Raw genomic sequence first — 4,423 nt, 5'->3', positions numbered from 1 at the left:
CCCTCTCCCCCTCTGGCTAACATGGTAAAAAGTCTTAAAATTAAGTTACATTTAATTAAGAATAATAATAAATTCTTGGCAAATGTCGTAAAGCACTTTTAAGCGAATGCGGCAAGTCATGAAAATTAAACAAATCGGGATTTATATACATCCGTTTCACATAACTTATGTTAACGGGGTGATGCATCCCATTGGTATCTAGAGGCAAATTAAAATGAAATTCTCTTGGAGAGTCCTAGTTCTTTGGACCTTGCCTGCTTTAGTGATAGGCTTTTTCTTTTGGCAGGGAGCGTTTGCGAATACTCCTGCTGATATGGGTAAAAATGCAGCTAGTACCCGGATGACCTACGGTCGCTTTCTGGAATACTTGGATGCCGGTCGAGTCACTATGGTGGATTTGTATGAAGGTGGTAGAACGGCGATTGTGGAAGCTGTTGACCCAGACCTGGAAAATCGGATTCAGCGCGTGCGGGTGGACTTACCTGTTAACGCTCCAGAGTTGATTAGCAAGCTCAAAAAAGAAAATGTTAGTTTCGATGCCCATCCTGCAAGAAATGATGGAGCTATCTGGGGACTATTAGGCAATTTAATTTTCCCCATCTTATTGATTAGCGGACTGTTCCTTTTGTTCCGTCGTTCTAGCAATCTTCCCGGTGGTCCCGGTCAAGCCATGAATTTTGGCAAATCTCGCGCGCGTTTCCAAATGGAAGCCAAAACCGGAGTCATGTTTGATGATGTCGCGGGGATTGAAGAAGCGAAGGAAGAACTCGGTGAAGTTGTGACTTTTCTTAAGCAACCAGAGAAATTTACTGCTGTCGGCGCACGCATTCCCAAAGGTGTATTGTTAGTCGGACCTCCGGGAACTGGTAAAACCTTACTAGCAAAAGCCATTGCTGGAGAAGCGGGAGTACCTTTCTTTAGTATTTCCGGTTCCGAGTTCGTGGAAATGTTTGTCGGTGTGGGTGCTTCCCGCGTTCGTGATTTGTTCAAGAAAGCTAAAGATAACGCTCCTTGTATCATCTTTATTGATGAAATTGACGCTGTAGGTAGACAGCGGGGTGCAGGTATTGGTGGTGGTAACGATGAGCGCGAACAAACTCTCAACCAGTTGCTTACGGAGATGGATGGTTTTGAAGGTAACACTGGCATCATTATTATTGCTGCTACCAACCGTCCTGATGTACTAGATGCGGCCCTGTTACGTCCCGGACGCTTTGACAGACAGGTGATGGTTGATGCACCCGATATCAAAGGACGTTTGGAAATTCTTCAAGTCCATGCACGTAACAAGAAATTAGATCAAAGTGTATCTCTCGAAGCCATTGCGCGTCGGACTCCCGGTTTTACGGGTGCAGATTTGGCGAACTTGCTCAACGAAGCAGCAATTCTCACTGCCAGACGACGTAAAGAAGGTATTACCCTTACAGAAATTGACGACGCTGTAGACCGGGTAGTTGCTGGTATGGAGGGAACACCTTTGGTAGACAGCAAGAGCAAGCGTTTGATTGCTTACCATGAAGTCGGACACGCTTTGATTGGAACCTTGGTTAAAGACCACGACCCAGTACAAAAAGTTACCTTGATTCCTCGCGGACAGGCACAGGGTTTAACTTGGTTTACCCCTAGCGAAGACCAAGGATTGATTAGCCGTTCTCAGTTGAAAGCGAGAATTACTGGTGCTTTGGGCGGACGTTCTGCCGAAGAAGTGATTTTTGGTAGAGATGAAGTTACCACTGGTGCCGGAAATGACCTACAACAGGTTACGGGTATGGCGCGACAAATGGTAACGCGATTTGGGATGTCCGATTTAGGACCCTTATCATTGGAAAGTCAACAAGGAGAAGTATTCCTTGGTCGTGACTGGACAACACGTTCGGAATATTCGGAATCAATCGCAGCTCGGATCGATTCTCAAGTTCGCGCTATCGTTGAAGAGTGTTATAAAAACGCTTTACAAATGATGCGCGACCATCGTAGCTTGATGGATAGATTAGTTGATTTGCTAATTGAGAAAGAAACTATTGATGGTGAAGAGTTCCGTCAAATTGTGGCTGAATATGCGGAAGTACCGGAAAAACCGCAATACGTTCCAACTTTGTAAAATTTCTCAAAAATTTGTCAAGCCATCATAGTTAAGGGGATGCGATAATGTCGCGTCCCTTTTTAATGTGAGGGGTAGGGAGTAGTTTTATCAATATGGAAAATTACCAATTACCCATTACCAATTACCCATTACCAATTACCAATTACCAATTACCCATTACCAATTACCCATTACCAATTACCCATTACCAATTACCAATTACCCATTACCCATTACCAATTACCAATTACCAATTACCAATTACCCATTAGCAATTACCAGTCAACAGCGAATAATAACTAATTATCCGGACATGATATTACCCAAATATTTAGAAAAATATGGACGATATAATTCTCTACTCAGAATTAGACCATCAGAAGTGAGTTTAACTAATCCGATACTTTCTAATTTATAAGCAACTGTAGGGGAAAGATTTAGACCTTTTTTAGCTGTGAGTATTTTGATGAATTCTAATACTAAATCGGGATTTTTTTGCAAATCATTTAATTTTTCTCGTAGATGATGCCGATAAATTCCTTTATCGGTACTAGCTTGTTCTAATAACTGCTCTAAGGTTAGTTCTTGTTGGCTTAAATGATAAAGTGCAACATTAATTAAAGTCGGTTGCCCCCCAATTATTTCCATGAGTTTTTGAGCTTGATTACCCTGCTCCCAATTTAGTCCGTATCGTGCTGCTAATTCCTCTACCTGCTTTTGTGTAAATTCAGGTAAATTGATGGGTAATCCAATATTAAATGGTGAACGGTTTAAGTCTAAGGGAACATAAATATCGGTTGAATAATCCAAAACTAAACGCAATTTTTGCCAAATGTAATTATACTGCGCTTTTTCATGCCAAGAACGTAATAATGGTAAGAATTCTTGAGCTAGCTGTGGATATTCAAAAATGTGATTGAGTTCGTTAAATGATAAAACTAAAGGACTTTCAGCAGCTTCTAATATATAAGTTTGAAAATAAAAAGTACAGCTTAATTTACTACCAATTTCTTCATCCCAACATTCATCAAGCTGCGGTTCAATATCCAAACTTCTGGAAACAATACTGCATAACCAGCGCAAAAAAACGTTTAAATCTAAAAATTTATCCGCATCTACTAAGTTTAAATCTAAATGTACTGTACGATAACCCAATGATTTGGCATAATCTAATAACCTGTACTTCAAAGAAGTTTTTCCCATTCCTTGAGGGGCTTTGATGCGGATTATACAGCCGGGACGGGGAATTTCTCGTTCAATTAATTCCTCAATCGGAGGACGGGAAATATACAATTTGGAATATAACGATACAGGTCTACTGGGATATTCAATAGTTTCAAATTTGTCTAATTCTTCGCAGATACTGTAATCTGACTCAGTTAACTCTAAATCAAAAGCGCTAAAGCAAAGTTTTATTGAACGCGAATCTAATGGAGTTTTCAAAGACCACAATCGCGATAATGTATTGGTGGAAACTCCGATCCGACGGCTTAGTTCTTCCTGAGTAAAACGCACACCATCATTTTCTTGCAACTGTGCTGTTTGTATCGCGTTTTGCAGCCGTTTTAACCCGGTTGCAGTCAGTGTTATGCCTCGTTTTCGCTTCTGCTTACTACCCTCCATTTTGGTAAATACTTATTCGTTTTCACCAAGAATTTTAACGCAATACCACCACTTAAGCTATTGAAATTAAATCTTAAGTGGCTTAACTGCCATTGAATGTAACTATTTATATATGTGAGAATAAATCTTGAGTAAAATACCCAATTTACTAGCAAACCGAGTAGTTCTTCTTCCCTGGAAGACTATTTCTTTGTTCTGTGTGTTCCCTGTATACCGCTAGCTTATCTTAACTAAGCTGGCGGTATAATAATATTAAAGTCCAATTAAGACCATGTTCAATACCTCGTTAGGCATAGATTGATTACTTTTGGCGAATATCTTGATGGGAATCGATAACCAAACGCATTGTTTCTATTGCTAATTCTCGTAAATCGCGATTTAACGGAATTGCTCCGCTCGCTCCAAACCAACGGTCAAATATGGTTACATATCGAGTTTCATTTTCTATAAATCCTTGCATAAAACCATAAGTAAGATGATTAATCCGTTCTATTAAACTTACCCAAAACTACCCAAGTCTAGACTTAGCGCCGACATTAATAGTTTTGGTGTTAACTTCCTGTTTCAACGTAGTCTCAAGATGACTCTTAAGAGGTTTTTCTACTCCGCAGGCTATTTCGGTAGAACTTACCGTTTCTGACCGTTCAGGAATATAAATATTCTCAAACCATCGGTCTATATTTTTAGCCGCGTTCAAATCTCTGTCTTCGGTATGAC

Annotated in this window: 5 protein-coding genes; 2 read left to right on the top strand and 3 right to left on the bottom strand. The window is 40.2% G+C overall.

The genetic code is table 11. The annotated features are described in order from the left end of the window. Positions 1–214: 214 nt before the first annotated feature. Positions 215–2,101, top strand: coding sequence for an ATP-dependent zinc metalloprotease FtsH2 (gene ftsH2 / locus IQ247_RS31515; protein ID WP_193926116.1), 1,887 nt, complete (start codon positions 215–217; stop codon positions 2,099–2,101). 95 nt (positions 2,102–2,196) lie between these two features. Beyond that, positions 2,197–2,355, top strand: a complete 159-nt coding sequence (locus IQ247_RS31510) for an alpha/beta hydrolase (RefSeq protein ID WP_193926113.1) — start codon at positions 2,197–2,199, stop codon at positions 2,353–2,355. Between the two features lie 31 nt (positions 2,356–2,386). On the opposite strand, the gene IQ247_RS31505 is transcribed toward IQ247_RS31510, so the two are convergent. The 3 genes from IQ247_RS31505 to IQ247_RS31495 all read right to left on the bottom strand — a co-directional run. Beyond that, positions 2,387–3,706 carry an AAA-like domain-containing protein gene (locus IQ247_RS31505; protein WP_193926111.1) on the bottom strand — a complete coding sequence of 440 codons (1,320 nt, stop codon included), beginning with the start codon at positions 3,704–3,706 and terminating at the stop codon, positions 2,387–2,389. 301 nt (positions 3,707–4,007) lie between these two features. Next, positions 4,008–4,166, bottom strand: a complete 159-nt coding sequence (locus IQ247_RS31500; protein WP_193926109.1) for a hypothetical protein — start codon at positions 4,164–4,166, stop codon at positions 4,008–4,010. A 48-nt stretch (positions 4,167–4,214) separates the two neighbouring features. Further along, a partial coding sequence (locus tag IQ247_RS31495) for a hypothetical protein (RefSeq protein ID WP_322745602.1) occupies positions 4,215–4,423 on the bottom strand: 209 nt, incomplete at its 5' end.

It is taken from the genome of Plectonema cf. radiosum LEGE 06105, assembly GCF_015207665.1.
GTDB classification, from domain to species: domain Bacteria; phylum Cyanobacteriota; class Cyanobacteriia; order Cyanobacteriales; family Nostocaceae; genus Rivularia; species Rivularia radiosa_A.
The sequence above is the reverse complement of the archived record's forward strand: the minus strand, read 5'-3'. Positions and strand labels throughout refer to the sequence as shown.

Coding starts and splice junctions, on each gene's coding strand:
- IQ247_RS31500 (WP_193926109.1), bottom strand. CDS start 4,166: ATGCAAGGATTTATAGAAAATGAAACTCGATATGTAACCATATTTGAC.
- ftsH2 (WP_193926116.1), top strand. CDS start 215: ATGAAATTCTCTTGGAGAGTCCTAGTTCTTTGGACCTTGCCTGCTTTA.
- IQ247_RS31505 (WP_193926111.1), bottom strand. CDS start 3,706: ATGGAGGGTAGTAAGCAGAAGCGAAAACGAGGCATAACACTGACTGCA.
- IQ247_RS31510 (WP_193926113.1), top strand. CDS start 2,197: ATGGAAAATTACCAATTACCCATTACCAATTACCCATTACCAATTACC.